Raw genomic sequence first — 15864 nt, forward strand, 5'->3', positions numbered from 1 at the left:
GCCGGGCGCCCGACGCGGTTCAGGAGTCATGAAAGATGTTGTCTGTCAAGGGCCTGCGGGCCAACGTGGGTGATAAAGAGATCCTCAAGGGACTGGATCTGGAGGTCGGGCCGGGCGAGGTCCACGCCATCATGGGGCCGAACGGCTCGGGCAAGAGCACGCTGTCCCACGTCCTGTCGGGCCGCGACGGCTACAGCGTCACCGCCGGTTCGGCGACCTTCGAGGGACGCGACCTGCTCGCACTCGAACCCGAGGAACGCGCCCAGCTCGGACTCTTCCTCGCCTTCCAGTACCCGGTCGAGCTGCCGGGCGTGAACAACACCTATTTCCTCAAGGCCGCACTCAACAGCATTCGCAAGGCGCGCGGCGAGTCGGAACTCGATGCCGTCTCCTTCCTGCGCCTGATCAAGGAGAAGCTCAAGATCCTGCATCTCGACGACTCGCTCCTGAAACGCGCGGTCAACGCCGGTTTCTCGGGCGGCGAGAAGAAGCGCAACGAGATCTTCCAGATGGCGCTGCTGGAACCCAAGCTCGCCATCCTCGACGAGACCGACTCCGGACTCGACATCGACGCGCTGCGCGTGGTGGCCGAGGGCGTCAATGCCCTGCGCTCGCCAGAGCGCTCCATGATCGTCGTCACCCACTATCAGCGGTTGCTCGACTACATCCAGCCGGACTACGTGCACGTCCTGGCGCGCGGACGCATCATCCGCTCGGGCGGCAAGGAACTGGCGCTGGAGCTGGAACAGAAGGGCTACGGCTGGATCGACGCAGAGATGGAGGCGGCATGAACGCGCCACTGCCCAATGGTCTGGAACACTGGTTGAGCGCGCCGGACGACAGCCCGGCTCCCGACTGGCTCCTGGAACGCCGCCGCGCGGCACGCACGCGGTTGAGCGCGCGGCCGCTGCCGCATTCCAAGGAGGAAGCCTGGCGCTACACCAGCCTCAAGGGCCTGCTCGAACAGCAGTTCACCGCCATCGACGAGCCATTGAGCGCGCTCCAGCCCGAGGATCTCGACGCGGTCCTGATCCCAGGGTTCGACGCCCATCGCGTGGTGCTGGTCAACGGCCGTTTCGCGCCCGAACTCTCGGCGCTGGGCGAGCTGCCGGCGGGCGCGCGGGTCGGCGGACTGCGCGACTGGCTCGGGCGTGATCCCGAGTCGTTGCGCAGCCGGCTCGACGCCACGCGCGGCGATTCGGAGACCTTCTTCGCGTTGTTCAACACCGCCGGGCTGGACGATGGGCTGGTGGTGTGGCTGGAACGCGGCGTGATGCTCGAACACCCGATCGAACTCATCCATCTCTCGGTCGGGCTGGACGAGCCGCGCGTGGCTCAGCCGCGCCATCTGGTGCACCTGGAGGCCGGCGCTCAGGCGACCCTGGTCGAGCGCTATGTCAGCCTGGGCGAGTCGCTCTACTGCACCAATGCGGTCATGGAGGTCGCACTCGGGCGTGATGCCGTACTCAAACACGAGCGCTTGCAGATGGAGAGCCGCAACGCCTTCCATCTCACCGGCTTCTATCTGGTGCAGGATGAAAACAGCCGCTACTCGGGCATCAACATCGGCCTGGGCGCACGCTGGGCGCGGACCGATCTCAATACCCGCTTCCGGGGCGAGCAGGCCGAGTGCGTGCTTCAGGGACTCTATCTGGCCGGCGACGGACAGTTGCTCGACTATCATCTCGACGTCGAGCACGCCGTCCCGCACTGCCGCAGCGAGGAGAACTTCAAAGGTCTGCTCACCGGGCAGGGGCGGGCGGTGTTCGACGGTCGGGTGCTGGTGGCTAAGGATGCGCAGAAGAGCGACGCGGCCATGTCCAACCGCAATCTGATGCTCTCCGAACAGGCCGAGATCGACACCAAGCCGCAGCTCGAGATCTATGCCGATGACGTCAAGTGCAGTCACGGCACCACGGTCGGCCAGATCGAACCCGAGATGCTGTTCTATCTGCGCTCGCGCGGCATCGATGCGGTGCAGGCGCGGCGGATGCTCTGTCTCGGGTTTGCCGGCGAGATCATCGACCGGCTCGGCGCCGAGGCCGTGCGCGAGCATGTGGCCGAGGCGGTCGGACAACGGCTGGCCTGAAGGCGGCGATCGGAACGAATTGAAGCGATTGACTCAAACCGCGTGCAGCTTCTCGCGGAGGAATCGATGAACAGACTGGCCCGCTTTGCCGGTTTCGGCCGGCGCAAGCAAGAACCGGACGCACAGGATGGAGGCACGGCCGTCCTCCACGAGGAGGAGGTCGAGGTCGCGGTGGAGCGCATGGACCCCGAAGAACTGCGCGAGCCGATCATCGCCTCGCTGCGCGGCGTCCATGACCCCGAGATCCCGGTCAACATCTACGACCTGGGTCTGATCTATCGCATCGACATCGCCGGCAATGGCGATGTGTCGGTCGACATGACGCTGACCGCGCCCGGCTGTCCGGTCGCCGGCATGATGCCGCTGATGGTGAAGAGCGCGGTGGAACGGGTCGAGGGCGTCGGTCAGGTCAGCGTGCAACTGGTGTGGGATCCGCCCTGGAGCGCCGACAACATGAGCGACGAGGCGCGCTTGCAGCTTGGACTGATGTGAGCTCGGAGAGCCATTGAACACGAGCAGCCGTCAAGCAGAGATCGCTGTTCCTCCAGGGCCTTGCGCTCGCTGATGTCGGTCAGCGCCAGTCGGATCCCGCCCGCGAGTTTGGGTTTGGCGAGGGCGGCCTCGGCCGGCACCCGGCAGGCGGGGCGATGCTCGATCACAAGGTCCAGATCACAGCGCAGTCGGCGCCCATCCGACCGGACATCGGTCAATAGCGTGTTGAAGGCGGGGCGCGTGTCCTCGCTGATCCAGAGCCCCAGGCGCCGGCCGATGAGCGTGGAGCGAGGTTCGTCCAGCAGGGCCGCCGCCGACTGGTTGGCCTCGCGGATAGTTCCATCCTCGCTATCGGTACCGGCGGATCGACCTGGCCATGGGCGCGGAAATGCCATTGCAGATGGATTGCAGGCGTAGTGCCGGTATGCCTGCCTGTTCCGGCCGCCAAAACTCACCGAGCGGCCTACAGCGTAAACAGACACAGAGGCACCCGCAGTTCCGATTCACTCAGCCCCCCATGCACGCCGATATGGACGTGCGGTTCCTCGAAGGGCAGGGTCTGGCGCAGGACATGCCGGGCGCGCGGCAGCAGACAGTAATCGCCCACCCGATCGCGGATGCGCGGATGCGCCGGTCCCGGACCGAGCAGACCGTCGGCGATCACCTGCCGGCTCGGGATCAGCTCGACCACGTCCCCCAGCTCGCCGGTGCAATAGTCCTCGAAACGCCGTGCACTGTCGGCGTGCACCGTGGCCCAGGACGCGCGCGGCTCGCCGCACAGCGGCAGCGTCAGACATTCGGTCAGATCGGGATGCTGGGCAAGATCGATGACGTCCTCGGGCCGGATGTCGATCTGACCGTGATCGGCGCATACCAGCAACACCGTATCCGTCCCCGCCGCTGCGCTCAGAAACGCCTCCAGCGCCTGTTCGATCTCGGCCAGATGGGCGAGCGCCGCCGCACTCTCCATGCCGTGCTCGTGCCCGATGCGGTCGAGTTCCGACCAGTAGAGATAGAGATAACGCCGCTCGGGCGTCGCCGACGAACGCCCCCAACGTCGTCGAGGTCGAAGCGCGCGCAGTGTCTGCTGGAACATCTCCGGCAGCGACTCGAACGGTCGCACCTCGCCGCGTCCCAGGTGTGCGCGATTGAAGTCCGAATAGGCGATGAAGCGCGGCGAGACGGCGATGCCGCGCGTACCGATGCGGTCGAAGATCGAGCGGCTGTCGAAGAGCCGGCGCGGATCGATCCCGGCGGCACGATACGAGACCCCGCCATAGCGCGGACGGCCGGGCAGGACCGCCATCACCGATCCCAACTCGCCGAAATAGGTGAACCAGCCGGTCAGCCCATGCTGGAGCGGCGACAGCCCGGTGAGAAAGGTCGGGATCGCCGAGGCCGTGGTCGATGGAAACACTGAACTGATCGCCTGCCGGCGCGCCCGACTCAGCAAGCCATCCGGCGCCTGTCGCTCCAGCCAGTCGGCGCCCAGCCCGTCGACGACCAGCAGTACCAGATTGGTCGCGTGCGTCAGATCGTCCAGCGCCAGTCCGGCCAGCGGCGGATGCTCGCACCGCCCGCCGCGCGCCTGGATGACGGTGCTCATCAGATTCAGCAGGCCGCCGCCGCTGTAGTCGGGTGTGGTGTGCTTGGTTTCCATGAATCGGGCGTCATGTTGGGGACCATCCGGCATGAAACCACGAACCCCCATCGTCGCGCGAGACCATCGAGATGCACACCAAGCCCAGCACCTGCTACGAATGCGATGCCAACTGCCCGATCCAGGTCGAGTTCGACGATAGCGGCGAACCGGTCGCCGTCAAGGGGCCGGACTGTCCGCGCTGCTATGCTCAGCTCGACCGGCGCAACCATCCCGACCGTCTGCTCTATCCGCTCAAACGGGTCGGACCCCGTGGCAGCGGCCAGTTCGAGCGCATCTCCTGGGACGAGGCGCTCGATACCATCGCCGAACGGCTCAGCGCCACCCGTGACGAACACGGCGCCCCGGCGGTCGCCTTCTTCGCCGGCTACACCAAGGAGGCGCGTCCCCAGCTCCAGCGGCTCGCCCATGCCTTCGGCTCGCCCAACTATCTGACCGAGAGCGGCTGCTGCTTCTCGGCGACCATGGTGGCCGAGAAAGTGACCTTCGGTTACAAGATCAAGACCACCTCGACCGTGGTCTCACCCAAGACACGCTGCCATCTGATCTGGTCGACCAATCCGCGCGGCTCGATCCCGCCGTTCGACACCCATGGTCTGGTGACGCTCAAGCCGGGACGGCGCATGATCGTGGTCGACCCGCGCCGCACGCCCATGGTCGATCAGGCCGACATCCATCTCCAGATCCGTCCCGGCACCGACGGCGCGCTGGCGCTCGGTTTCCATCATCTGATCTTCGCCAACGGTTGGCAGGATCAGGCCTTCCTGGATCAATGGGGCTCGGGTGTCGACGCCTTCCGGGACTATGTGGCCGAGTTCGGGCCCGAGCGGGTCGCCGCCATCTGCGGCATCGATGAAGCCGACCTGCGCGCGGCGGTCGAGCTCTTCGCCACCACGCCGCCGGCCCAGATCACCCTGTCGCCGACCGCGACCGTCCAGCACAGCAACGGCTTCCAGAACCACCGCGCGCTCATCCTGCTCTCGGCTGTGACCGGCAATCTGGATCGCGAGGGCGGCAACCGCTTCTTCAACGACAAGGTGCTGCCCAAGCCGATCGATCTGTTCGACTATTGTCGCAGCAGCCTGCCGCCGCGCATCGGCGACGAGGTCTATCCGGTCTGGACCAAATATTGGCCGGCGGGGCAGAGCATGTTGCTGCCCGACTGCATCCTCGACGGGCGTCCGCAGCGGGTGCGCGCGCTCCTGGCGATGGGCATCAATACGGCCATGTGGCCCAACTCCAAGCGCATGGAACGGGCGCTCGGGTCGCTCGATTTCTTCGCCGCGACCGATTTCTTCCATAACCCGGCCACGCTCCAGGCCGACATCGTGCTGCCGGCGGCGACCAGTCTGGAGCGTCCGGCGCTGATCGCCTATCCGGGCTGTGCCTATCAGGGCGAGCTGCGCTATCGGCGTCCGGTGGTCGCGCCGCGCGGCGAGGCGCGTCCGGATGGCGAGATCTTCCTGGAACTCGGCGTGCGGCTGGGGATGGCCGATCAGTTCTGGAACGGCGATCTGGAAGCGGCCTGGGCCGAGGCCGCCGAGGGCATCCCGGAGGAGATCCGCGAGGAGGTCTACAACAATCCCGATGGCGTCACGGTCTATGCCCAGGCCATCGAGGATCTGGTCGAGCATGGCTTTCTCGACGCCGACCGGCTCTATCGGCTACGCGGCTTCCCGACCGCGAGCGGCAAGGTCGAGTTCGATTCGTCCGAACTGCGCGCGGCCGGCCACGACGGTCTGCCGGTCTATCGCGAACCGGCCGAGAGTCCGCTCTCGACGCCTGAGATCGCCCGCGACTATCCGCTGGTCCTGACCAGTGGGGCGCGCACCAAGTTCGACACCCATTCACAGCATCAGTACATCCAGCGGATGCGCCGGGCGATCCCCAACCCCCTGGTCGAGATCCATCCCAGCGATGCCGAGCCGCGCGGCATCCGGGACGGCCAAGCGGTGGAGATCCGCTCGCCGCGCGGGGCCGTGCGTTTCGTCGCGCGCGTCACCGAGCGCATCAAGCCCGGCGTGGTCCACTGTACCCACGGTTGGAACAGCGCCAACGTCAACGAGCTGACCGACGACCGGCATCTCGACCCGATCAGCGGGTTTCCGCCGTTCAAGTCGAGCCTGTGCGAGGTCGCGCCCGTGACCTAAAGATCTGCAAACCACAGGCCTGAATCCATGTTCATCGGAGTCCTGCCCGAACGTGCGCACCTCTTCCAACCCGAGCCGAGATCCGAGGTCGCGGTCAACGACGCCGCCGCCTGGCGGCTCAATCCAGCCCATCGCTCCGTCTACGACAAGCTCGGCGTGGCGCTTGCCGCCGGACTGCGCGCCGCGCCCTGCGGCGTCGATCCGCTCGCCTTCGGCCTGGAGCCGGACGATTGGGTCTTCGTCAAACCGATCGTCAATCTGGCCGGCATGGCGCTCCAGGCGCGTGCGGTGCGCGCCGACGCCGTCCCCAACGACCCCGGACTCTTCTGGTGCGAACGGCTGGAGGGCGAGCACACCAGCACCGACTGCCTGGTGCGCGAGGGCGAAGTCGTCTGGCTGACCCACACCAGCGCCTCGGAGCGCAAGGATCGCGCGCGTCCGCTCTACTGGGACGTGGGCGTCGAGCGGCCCGAACTCGACGCGCGCGTCCGCGACTGGGTCGGGCGCCATCTGGCCGGCTATACCGGACTCTGCAATCTGGAGATGATCGGCGGACGACCGATCGAGGCCCATCTGCGCGGCTCCAACGGCTTTCTCGAACTCTATGGCCCGGCGTTCGTACCGGCCTGGGTCGCGCTCATGGACGGCGAGTCGTTCCAGGCGCCGCCGCCGGTGCCGGGCGGGCTGGTACTCTCGCTCTTCGGCGCCGGGTCGCTCACCGATGCACAGACGGCGCTGATCTCAGCCGCCGGTGCCGTCAGTCGCCTCGACCCGCACACCTCCGACCGTATCGCCGTGATCCTCTGCCCCGACAAGGCACGCGGCCTGGAACTGATCGAACGGCTTGGCTCACTCGGGTGCACTCCGAGCGTGCCTGCTCCAGAAACGCCGTGATCTCCGCCACCGGCAGCGGTCGGCTGATCAGATAGCCCTGGATGGATCGCACCCGAGCGCGCGCAGATACTCGGTCTGCTCGGTCGACTCCACGCCCTCGGCGATGACCGCGAGCCCGAGACTGCCTCCGAGCGCGATGATGGCGCGCACGATCGAGGCATTGCCGCTGTTGGTCGTCACGTCGCGCACGAAGGACAGATCGGGCGAGAAGAAACGCAGTAACCCGCGCCCCTGCCGCTTGGCCCTGCTGGATGCCGCCCTGGAGGACGGCCACCCGCTTGCCCGCGAGATCGTTGATGGTGTGGATCGGCAACTCGGGGCGGCTGTAGATCTGCGACCAGCTACTGGCGACCGAGACCTGATGGAAGTCGAAACGTTGCGCACGCTCGCCGGAAAAGGCCACGTCCGGCATCGGATCGAGTTCTCCACGCTCCAGCCGGTCGAGACACTCGGCCCACTGACAGGGCTCATAGCTCAGGCGCCAGCCCTCGGCGCTCGCCATGGCCTCCAGGAGTTCGACGAAGAGTCCGGTCGGGCGGCCGTCGGCGTCGGAGTAGACCTTGGGTGCATTCTGATAGAGACCGACCCGCACCAGCCGATGATCGCCGCCGTCGAGTCGGGGTACCGGCCAGTTCCAGGCGAGACCGGCCGCCGGCAGCACGGCGGCCAGTGACAGGACGGCGCGTCTGGGTGTCTTCGGTCCTTGAAACATGGTGGGCGTCCAGGAGGCTGTGATGACTCAGGCCGGTCGTTGGAGTCGGCCGATCGGTCCGCCGAACGACTCGGTGGCATAGCGGGCGACGCGCAGACTGTCGGACCAGTGGCCCATGGGCAGCCCGGCCTTGCGCTTGAGGTGTTCGAGGAAGTCGCGCGGATCGGGCAGTTGCTCCCAGACCGAGGGCAGGAAGGTGCCGCGCCGGCCCCGGTCGCTCAGGATGAGTCCATCGACGCCCGGCCGGATCTGTGTCAGTAGCTCGGCTTCGGAGCCGAAGGCCATTGGCTCGGCGGGCGTGAGGACCGAGATCTTGAGGCTCAGCTCGGGATACTCGTCCGCGCGCAGCGGCGGGAAACGCGGATCCTCGAAGGCGGCGGCGAAGGCGTTCTGAGCCACGTCCAGCACCAGCGGGCGGAAGGCGTCCAGCACGCCGATGCAGCCGCGCAGATCGGCGTGGCGCTCCAGGGTGACGAAGGTGGCGCGGATGGCGCGCAGCGGCTCGGGATACTCGGCTAGGTCGAGATCCAGCGGACGCCGGTACTCCAGCCCATGCGCGATCGAGCGCGCGGCGATGTCGAGCAGGATCGCGCGCTCGGTCGAGTCATAGATGGCCGGCCGCTCGCCCGCCGTCTCAATGGATGGCATAGGCGCCATAGCCCACCACCTGATCGCGTGATCCGGCCGTATCCCCCGAGTTGCGCAGATCCAGGGTCTCGGCCTGGAGTCCGCGCCGTCGCGCCAGGGTCAGCAGTCCGTTCAAGGGAGCGCGACCGCACGCCTGGTCATAGCCGATCGCCTCGGGACGCAGCGCCTCGATGGCCTCGGAGGTTTGCGCGTCGATGCGCCGCGCGGTGCGGTAGTCCAGATAGTGCGTCAGGTCCGAGCTGATGAGGATCAGGGTCTCGGGTCCGCCCCAGAGCAGATCCAGCACCTCGGCCACCGACTCGGGCGCGGCCTCGCCGACGACCAGGGGAACCAGACTGAAGTCGTCGAGCACCCGTTGCAGGAAGGGCAACTGGACCTCCAGACTGTGCTCCTGGGCGTGTGCGGCATCGAGCAGCCGGACCTGCGGCAGCGTCAGGGCGCGCTCGACGGCGGCGCGATCGATGGGAACCGGACCGAGCGGGGTGGCGAAGACGTCCGCGCCGGTCGCCGCCAGCCCCATGAAGGGCAGCCGATGCGACGGACCCAGCAGCACGACCCGCCGGATCCGGTCGCGCACCGGCGCCAGCGTGGCATAGGCGGTCGCCGCGATGGGGCCGGAGTAGATGTAACCGGCATGAGGCACGATCAGCGCCTTGGGCGGCGTCGTGCCGGCTCGGGATGAGGCCGACGGAGGCGATTCGGCAAGCAGGGCGTCGAGCATCCGGCCCAGCTCGGCGGGATCGCCCGGATAGAATTGATCGGCCACGGCGGGCTGTCGAATCGTTGGCATGGGGCGCCTCCTCACGCATCACGGTTTGGAGTTTGAGCGTCGGTCCCTAAGTATAACCCGATGCGGTGTCGGCAACCTCGAACGGTTGCCGACACGGCCCGGGCCTCATTGGTCGAGCTGCTCGACCAGCTTGGTGCAGCCGGCGGCGTTTTGGACCCACTCGATCTCGGCTTGCAGCGGCACCGAGGAACCCTTGGAACGGATGTGCTCGACGCTGGCGGCGACCAGGGCATCCAGTTTGGCCTCGTCCATCCCGCCCTGGCGGCGCGCGGTCTCGACGGCGAGGCAGACACCGGCCTGGGTTCCCATCAGCATCCCGCTCGCCGCGCCCATGCCCCAGCCGAAGCCGAGTGTCATGATGCCGCCGAAGGAGGCACCGACCAGGAGTGAAATGATGACTACAATGGTCGTTCGCATGTCTGAGGTTCCCCAATAGGCCAAATCCGATGAGTCCGTCACTGTCGAAGCGGTCACGGCGTCCGACCGCTTTCCCGGTCATGCTAACCCTTGCGCTGTTCGCCGTCTCCTGCTTCGTGGCGCTGGAGACCCGCGCCGACGCCCGCGCGGACTTCCTCGCTGCCGAGTCGGCGCTCGAACGCGGCGATCAGTCGGTCTTTCAGACACTGGCCGACGGCTTGCGCGATGACCCGCTCTATCCCTATCTGCTGTTCGCGGAGCTGACGCGCGATCTGGCTCAAGCGCCGGATGCACGCATCGAGTCCTTTCTCGCCGACTATGCCGACACCCCGCTGGCCGAGCGGCTGCGTCCGGCCTATCTGCGCCGGCTAGCCGACGCCGGACGTTGGGCCGATTACGCGCGCCTCTATCGGCCGGACGACTCGGTCGAGCGCCGTTGTCTCTATCTGCGCGCCCTGATCGAGACCGGACGCACCGAGGAGGCACTGCCCGAGGTCGAGTCGATCTGGCTATCGGGCCAGTCGCGACCAAATGCCTGTGATCCGGTGTTCGCGCACTGGAGCGAGGCGGGACATCTGACCACCGAGCTGGTCTGGGCACGCATCCGGCTGGCGCTGGAGGCCGGAAGGACCGGACTGGCGCGTCATCTCGGTCGGCGGCTGCCCGAGTCCGAGCGGCCCTGGCTGGATCTCTGGCTCGCCGTCGACCGGACTCCCGAACGTATCCTGGAGGCCGGTCCGTTCCAGGAAGCCCACCCCATGCGCGCAGCGATCCTGGCGCATGGCATCGTGATGCTGGCGCGGAGCGATCTCGAACGCGCGGCGCTGGCGTTGCAGCGTCTGGAACCGGCCCTGGCGGACGATCGGTCGGCGCGCGAACGGGCGCATGTAGCTGTCGGACGCGCGTTGGCCGAGTCCGGTGATCGCCTGGGTCTGCTCCATTGGGACGTCATAGAGCCGAGCGCGGACAACCTGCCCGAGCAGGAACGCCGTCTGCGCGCGGCCATCAACCTCCGCGCCTGGGATTGGCTGGCCAAATGGATCGAACGGATGCCCGAGGGCGAGATCAAGCGCGAACGCTGGCTCTACTGGCTGGGCGTGGCCCAGGAGTTCCTGGGACAGTCCGAAGCCTCACAGGCGACACTCGCTGCCGCCGCGCGCGAACGCAGCTTCTGGGGCTTCATGGCCGCCGATCGTCTGGATCGGCCCTACAACCTGGAGCACCGCCCGGTGCCGGTCACGCCCGAGCAGCTCCGGACGCTGGCCCGGGATCCGGCCTACAGGCGCATCCTCGCGCTCGATCAGCTCGGGCGTGAAGTCGATGTGCGGCGTGAATGGCGCACGCTCGCCCGTCGCCTGGACAGCGATGGACTCATGGCCGCCGCCCGGCTGGCGCACGATCGCGGTTGGCACGATCAGGCCATCGTCATGCTCGCCCGTTCGGGTTACTGGGACGATCTGGAGATCCGTTTTCCGCTCGCCTATCAGGATCTGGCCGCCGAGCAGGCCTGGCAGATCGGGATCGAGCCGGAATGGATCCAGGCCTTGATGCGTCAGGAGAGCGTCTTCGCCCGCACCATCGCCTCGCCGGCGGGGGCCGTGGGTCTGATGCAGCTCATGCCCGCGACCGCCGGCGAGGTCGCCGCCGAGCTGGGGCTGCCCCAGCCCTCGCGCTGGAGCCTGCTCGACCCCGATCTCAATATCAGGCTCGGCAGTGCCTATCTGACCCGAATGCGTGATCGCTTCGGCCATGCGGCCCTGGCGACGGCGGCCTACAATGCCGGCCCGGCTCGTGTGAGAAGCTGGCTGCCGGAGGAGTGCATGAGCGCCGATCTCTGGATCGCCGCCATCCCCTTCGCCGAGACGCGCGGCTATGTCGAGCGCGTCCTGAGCTATCGGATCATCTATGCCGCGCGTCTGGGGCTGGAGCCGAAACGTCTGCGCGAATTCCTGCCGCCGGTGCCCGGACGCGCGTTCCGGGACGAGCCCCCCATGCAATTCTGAATCTGGGTTCCCGGCTCTGTTACACTGCGCCGCCTGTGGAAAATCGCTTCCAGCCTTCATCACTCGGTCGACACCCGCATCGTGCGCCCTGCGCCTCATGTCAGTCATTCACACCAGATCCAGCATCCTGCGTCCGCGCATCGGGCGAGTCCTGATCATGACGATGATCCTCGGCGTGCCGCTGCTCCAGCCTGCCGTCGCTCAACAGACGGCGGCCGAGGCTATGGCGCACGCCATCGCGCGCATGATGGAGAGCATGGGCTTCACAGCCACGATCGATCAGGGGCGCGGAGCGCCGCTGCCGCCGACCGATCCGATGGGGATGTCGTCCTGGCCCTCGGCGCTGGGGCAGATGCCCGGCGCCTTGGCGACCAAGCCTTGGACGGGCTCCTCGCTGGAGGGACTCTGGGAGGACAATCAGGGCGGACTCCTGATCGTTCAGGGTGGGTTCTACCGTCTCTATTCGGCCTGCCGGGGTTACATCGAAGGCGAGATCCGGGTCCGGACCGATCGGGTCGAGCTGAGCAATCGCACCGAGAACTTCACCCAGACCTTCGAGTTCGCTTTGGATCAGGGGCGGCTGGCGCTACGCGATCAGAACGGCCGGCTTTATCTCTATCGACGACTGATCCTGAATCCGAGCACAGCGCGCTAGCCGATCGGCAAGCGTCTCAGGAGAAGGCCAGACGCGCGGCGATCAGCAGCAACAGCACGCCGAAGAGCCGTTTGAGCAGGGGCACCGGCAGACTGTGCGCGAGCCGGGCGCCGAGCGGAGCGGTCGGAATGCTGGCGAGCAGCATGGCCAGCACCGCCGGCCAGTAGACGAAACCGCTGCTCCAGTCCGGCAGTCCGCTCCGCCCCCAGCCGACCAGCACGAACCCCAGCGCACCCGCCACCGCGATCGGCAGTCCGCACGCCGCCGAGGTGCCGACCGCTTGGCGCATCCCGATCCCGCAGCTGCTCAGGAAGGGAACCGTGAGCGTTCCGCCGCCGATGCCGACCAGTGACGACAGAAGCCCGATCCCGCCGCCCGTGGCGGCCAGTCCCGCGTGTCCCGGTAGCGGGTGCGGTGCCGAGACGGCTTTCGTGGACGTCATCAGCAGACGCACGCCGACATAGGCGAGAAAGACCGCAAAGATCCGTTGCAGCCAGAGGCTGGGAATCCAGCCGGCCAGGGCCGCTCCGGCCAGGGCGCCGATGACGATGCCGGGCGCCAGCGGCCGGACGATGTCCCAGCGCACCCCGCCGCGCCGATGGTGCGCCAGCGTGGAGGCCGCACCCGTGCCGATGATGGTCGCCAGTGAGGTTCCGACCGCCAGATGGGCCAGCCAGTCGCCGCCGATGCCGCCGAGCGCGCCGAAGAGCAGGATCAGGGCCGGCACTATGACGGCGCCGCCGCCGACGCCGAAGAGTCCGGCCAGCACGCCGGAGAGTGCGCCGATGGCGAGATAGGCGATGAGTTCGATCACGAGCACAGGGGACGGAGTCTGTTCGACATGGCGGCTATGATACGCCATTCCATCCGGGGTACCCGCCGGACCATTGCCGCCTCATTCGTGACGATCCTCTTGCGCCTCACGCCGCTCGATCGCATCCGTGCTGAACTGCTGACTGAAGCGGATGACCAGGATGGCGAGACTGATGATCAGGATGGCGCCGCTCTCGTAGAGCAGCCCCTCGGAGCCGTTCTCCTTGCCCTGGAGCACGATCAGACGCGAGAGTGCGGTGACGGCGATGAACATGGGATAGGTGAAGGGCACGCTGCGTCTGAGAAAATAGACGTTGGCCATTGCCATGATCTCGATGAAGATGAAGATCATCAGCAGATCTTCCAGCCGGATATCACGTAGCTGATAGATTTTCCAGATCAGCTCCCCGATACCGATCAGGGCGAGTCCGCCGACGATGACGAGCACCAGCTTTTCGGTGTAGAGAAAAAGGGTCGAGAGCCATTTGTCCAAGCGGGTATGCGGTTCATGCATCGTTTTAGCTCCGGGGCGCGATGGTGGAAGTGGGCGTTTCGCCGTCGACGGTAGGACGCGAAAGTCTTGAATACAACTCCGAACCTTGAAATCCTAGATGAGGTCATGATGCCGAGACAGATGATACAGACCGACCCCAAAGGTTACCTGACGTGCGACGAGATCCGGATCGTCGAGGACTTGGTCGAGGTCAAAGGGCACCGGGTGCTGGAACTGGGCTGCGGCGCGGCCTGGATGACCCGGCTGCTCGCTACGCGCCTGGGTGCGCGCCGGGTGACGGCGACCGAGGTCGACCGTATCCAGCACGCGAAGAATCTCGCTATCCGGGATCTGCCCACTGTCGAGTTCCGGTTCGGCGGCGCCGAGTCGATCGCCGACCCGGATGCGATCTATGACGGCGTCTTTCTGTTCAAGTCGCTCCATCATGTGCCGGTCGAACTCATGGATCGCGCGTTTGCGGAGATCGAGCGTGTGCTGGCGCCGGGCGGTTACGTCTATGTCTCGGAACCCGTCTACTGGGGGCCGTTCAACGAGGTCATGCGGCTGATCCATGACGAGCGTGTCGTGCGCACGGCGGCCTATGCCGCCATCGAGCGCGCGGTCGATTCCGGACGTTTCACCTGGGAGCGTCAGGTGTTCTACCAGTCGGAAGGCGTCTATCCGAGCTGGGACGCCTTCGCCGAGCGCTTCATCCAGGTCACGCATACCGAGCATGATCTCGACGCGGCGCGGCTCGCCGAGGTTCGTGCGGCCTTCGAGCGTCATTTGACTCCCGAGGGCGCGCGTTTCCTCAAGCCCCATCGGGTCGATCTGCTGCGCGTCAGACACTCGACGACATAAGCACCCGCTTGGCCTCGTTGACCTTGGCGGCCAGATAGTCCGAGCCGCCGCGATCCGGGTGCAGACGCTGGATCAGGCGTCGATGGGCGGCCTGGATCTCATCGTCTGTCGCATCGGGTGCAAGGCCGAGGATGGCGCGTGCCTCGCTTTCGTCCATGCCGGGGCGATCGGGTGACGGCGGCGGCGGCGTGCGTTCGGCGTCCGGGCGCGGCGGGGGTTCCCGGAAACGCTGACCGCGCTCATGGGTCAGATAGGCTTCCAGCGCCTCGGCCGACTCGGCGTCGGTGCGATAGCAGAGATCGAGCAGACCGAGCAGCTCGCCGGTTTCGGTCGCCTCGAGCATGCGTCCGGTGAGCGGTCCGGCGAGGATCTCGCCATCCATGCGTCCCGAGAGATGATCGATGGTCAGCAGGATGTAGTGCGTGGCCACGCGCGACTGATGCGGCCCCTGATAGCCGTTGGGTGAGCGGAACTCGCGCACCCACATAGCCGTGGCGCCGGCCACCGCGACCGGCATCAGCAGAAAGTTGAACACCGGCACCATCGCCATCCCGGCCGTCGCCGCGCCGAAGCCGAGACTGAGTAGGCGCCGCTCGCGCAGTCGGCGCCGTATCTCGGCGAAGCGCAGACCGTGATTGCCCATCGGATAGTCGCTGTACTCGACCGCCAGCATCCAGGCCGTATAGAGGAACCAGAGCACAGGCCCGACCAGCGGCACGAACAGCAGGAACAGAAAGGGAATCGCCCACAGCAGGGCATAGGCGAGCTTACGCAGTTCGTCGAGCAGAGTCGGCCCCAACTCGGCGAGCAGCCGGGCGTAGTCGCCTTCCTGCTCAATGGGGCGGCCGGTCAGCAGCCGCTCGACCTTCTCGGCCAGCAGTCCATTGAAGGGCGCGGCGATCAGGTTGGCGAGCAGGCCGAAGGTATAAAAGACGAAGACGAACAGCAGCAGGATGAACAGCGGCCAGATGAGCCATTCGAGCCACCCCAGCCAGGTCGGCAGCCTGGACTCCATGAGCTGCATCAGTCCCTCGAATTGACTGATGCCGACATAGATGGCCGCTGAGAAGATCAGCAGATTCAGCAGCAGGGGGACGGCGATGAAGCGTTTGATTCCGGGCCGGATGATGAGCCTCAGGCCCTGAAAGAGATAACCGGCCCCGGCGATGGGATGGCTGGACATAGGG

16 protein-coding genes and 1 pseudogene are annotated in these 15864 nt (G+C 66.7%); 8 read left to right on the forward strand and 9 right to left on the reverse strand.

Translation table 11 applies throughout. The annotated features are described in order from the left end of the window. Positions 1–35 precede the first annotated feature (35 nt). The 3 genes from sufC (at position 36) to Atep_RS02360 (ending at position 2581) form a co-directional block, all read left to right on the forward strand. Positions 36–791 (forward strand): Fe-S cluster assembly ATPase SufC, encoded by a 756-nt coding sequence (sufC, locus tag Atep_RS02350; RefSeq protein WP_213380080.1) that lies wholly within the window; start codon positions 36–38, stop codon positions 789–791. Continuing rightward, entirely contained in the window at positions 788–2089 is a 1302-nt protein-coding gene (gene sufD, locus Atep_RS02355; RefSeq protein WP_213380081.1) for a Fe-S cluster assembly protein SufD, read from the forward strand. Before sufC ends, sufD begins: the two co-directional genes overlap by 4 nt. A 66-nt stretch (positions 2090–2155) precedes the next feature. Next, positions 2156–2581 (forward strand): SUF system Fe-S cluster assembly protein, encoded by a 426-nt coding sequence (locus Atep_RS02360; RefSeq protein ID WP_213380083.1) that lies wholly within the window; start codon positions 2156–2158, stop codon positions 2579–2581. A 463-nt stretch (positions 2582–3044) separates the two neighbouring features. On the opposite strand, the gene Atep_RS02365 is transcribed toward Atep_RS02360, so the two are convergent. After that, positions 3045–4241 carry an alkaline phosphatase family protein gene (locus Atep_RS02365; protein ID WP_213380085.1) on the reverse strand — a complete coding sequence of 399 codons (1197 nt, stop codon included), beginning with the start codon at positions 4239–4241 and terminating at the stop codon, positions 3045–3047. Positions 4242–4312: 71 nt separating this feature from the next. On the opposite strand from Atep_RS02365, the gene Atep_RS02370 reads away from it, so the two are divergent. Next, on the forward strand, positions 4313–6391 hold the full coding sequence (locus tag Atep_RS02370) for a molybdopterin-containing oxidoreductase family protein (RefSeq protein ID WP_213380087.1): 2079 nt from the start codon (positions 4313–4315) through the stop codon (positions 6389–6391). A gap of 27 nt (positions 6392–6418) precedes the next feature. After that, positions 6419–7285, forward strand: coding sequence for an ATP-grasp domain-containing protein (locus Atep_RS02375; protein WP_213380089.1), 867 nt, complete (start codon positions 6419–6421; stop codon positions 7283–7285). A 27-nt stretch (positions 7286–7312) separates the two neighbouring features. On the opposite strand, the gene Atep_RS02380 is transcribed toward Atep_RS02375, so the two are convergent. The 5 genes and pseudogenes from Atep_RS02380 to Atep_RS02400 form a co-directional block, all read right to left on the reverse strand. Then, the gene (locus tag Atep_RS02380; protein ID WP_213381833.1) at positions 7313–7474 is read right to left on the reverse strand and encodes an EAL domain-containing protein; all 162 of its coding nucleotides are present in this window, start codon (positions 7472–7474) and stop codon (positions 7313–7315) included. Positions 7475–7658: 184 nt separating this feature from the next. Further along, a pseudogene (locus tag Atep_RS17050) lies at positions 7659–7997 on the reverse strand (transporter substrate-binding domain-containing protein); the annotation flags it as partial. A gap of 27 nt (positions 7998–8024) precedes the next feature. Beyond that, positions 8025–8654, reverse strand: a complete 630-nt coding sequence (gene amrA, locus Atep_RS02390) for an AmmeMemoRadiSam system protein A (RefSeq protein ID WP_213380091.1) — start codon at positions 8652–8654, stop codon at positions 8025–8027. Continuing rightward, positions 8632–9435, reverse strand: a complete 804-nt coding sequence (gene amrB / locus Atep_RS02395) for an AmmeMemoRadiSam system protein B (protein ID WP_213380093.1) — start codon at positions 9433–9435, stop codon at positions 8632–8634. The genes amrA and amrB overlap by 23 nt, the downstream gene beginning before the upstream one ends. A 105-nt stretch (positions 9436–9540) precedes the next feature. Next, a complete protein-coding gene (locus Atep_RS02400) occupies positions 9541–9852 on the reverse strand; it encodes a hypothetical protein (protein ID WP_213380094.1) in 312 nt (103 codons plus the stop codon). Between the two features lie 80 nt (positions 9853–9932). Between Atep_RS02400 and Atep_RS02405 the strand changes: the two genes are divergently transcribed. Further along, on the forward strand, positions 9933–11855 hold the full coding sequence (locus tag Atep_RS02405; RefSeq protein WP_236786377.1) for a transglycosylase SLT domain-containing protein: 1923 nt from the start codon (positions 9933–9935) through the stop codon (positions 11853–11855). Positions 11856–12012: 157 nt separating this feature from the next. Next, entirely contained in the window at positions 12013–12510 is a 498-nt protein-coding gene (locus tag Atep_RS02410) for a hypothetical protein (protein WP_213380098.1), read from the forward strand. A 16-nt stretch (positions 12511–12526) separates the two neighbouring features. Here the strand turns inward: Atep_RS02410 and Atep_RS02415 are convergent, their stop codons facing one another. After that, entirely contained in the window at positions 12527–13372 is an 846-nt protein-coding gene (locus Atep_RS02415; protein ID WP_419467224.1) for a sulfite exporter TauE/SafE family protein, read from the reverse strand. Positions 13373–13405: 33 nt separating this feature from the next. Then, positions 13406–13837 (reverse strand): phosphate-starvation-inducible PsiE family protein, encoded by a 432-nt coding sequence (locus Atep_RS02420; protein ID WP_213380100.1) that lies wholly within the window; start codon positions 13835–13837, stop codon positions 13406–13408. A gap of 120 nt (positions 13838–13957) precedes the next feature. On the opposite strand from Atep_RS02420, the gene Atep_RS02425 reads away from it, so the two are divergent. Beyond that, the gene (locus Atep_RS02425; RefSeq protein ID WP_236786379.1) at positions 13958–14677 is read left to right on the forward strand and encodes a class I SAM-dependent methyltransferase; all 720 of its coding nucleotides are present in this window, start codon (positions 13958–13960) and stop codon (positions 14675–14677) included. On the opposite strand, the gene cysZ is transcribed toward Atep_RS02425, so the two are convergent. Continuing rightward, a complete protein-coding gene (cysZ, locus tag Atep_RS02430; protein ID WP_213380104.1) occupies positions 14658–15860 on the reverse strand; it encodes a sulfate transporter CysZ in 1203 nt (400 codons plus the stop codon). The genes Atep_RS02425 and cysZ overlap by 20 nt on opposite strands. Positions 15861–15864 lie beyond the last annotated feature (4 nt).

This window comes from Allochromatium tepidum (assembly GCF_018409545.1).
In the GTDB taxonomy this organism is placed as follows: domain Bacteria; phylum Pseudomonadota; class Gammaproteobacteria; order Chromatiales; family Chromatiaceae; genus Thermochromatium; species Thermochromatium tepidum_A.